The sequence below is a fragment of the Gilliamella sp. Pas-s95 genome (assembly GCF_009795795.1).
In the GTDB taxonomy this organism is placed as follows: Bacteria; Pseudomonadota; Gammaproteobacteria; order Enterobacterales; family Orbaceae; genus Gilliamella; species Gilliamella bombicola.
In genome coordinates this window covers 1-737 of record NZ_WTFC01000071.1, presented here as the reverse complement: position 1 = coordinate 737, position 737 = coordinate 1, and the positions used below count along the sequence as shown (strand labels likewise).

Here is a 737-nt window from a genome sequence, read left to right as displayed (position 1 = left end):
AAGGATTAAGAACTAAGATATAAAAACTAAGGTGTGGTGCAAACAGCCCAATAACTGTAGCTAGCAAGGAAGTAGCTGACGTGACCGAAGGCCGGGCCGACATAGAAGCCATTAGCACCGACAGTGTCACTCGTCCAATAGGCGTCGTCGATGAAGCCCAAATCAGCGTAGCGGCTCATGCTGCCCCACTCAGAGAAAAAACCAGCCCCCATGTGACGCATGTAATGATCATCAAATGAGGATGGTAAGGAACCATCTATGCCATTTCGGCATGGGAAAGCAGGAAGCGCACCACACATCGCATTAGTTAAATCCTTAATCTGTGGCAAACGATAACCCAGACTTCCACACCAAGTGGATTGGTTAGACAAGGTATCCCGTTTATTACCCCGATTGACGAACCACTGCTTTAACACAAATCCATACCTCACCTCATGACCTCGACCATCCCTACCGACCAACTCAAATGTCTGTGGCAAAGGTAGTACACTAAAAGGACTAGGACTATTTGAACTTATCTGATTACTATCCGCCCTAGGACCACTTAACGTTACCCGTGTTACATAACTAGATTTATCAGTAATCCAATTATCGGCTTGTACGGTACTTCCTCTTAGGTCAGTGAATGTATCAGAACGCGGCTTTGTCCAACTCACCGTTGCCCTTATACTACCATTCGTGACAACAGACCACGTCAACTGACTTGCATCCACGCCAACAATGTCCAAATCAAAATA

1 protein-coding gene is annotated in these 737 nt (G+C 46.0%); it reads right to left on the bottom strand.

Annotation, left to right across the window (positions count from 1 at the left end):
* Positions 1–26: 26 nt before the first annotated feature.
* The coding region (locus GQ598_RS10875) for a hypothetical protein (RefSeq protein WP_160404132.1) at positions 27–737 on the bottom strand (711 nt) is incomplete at its 5' end.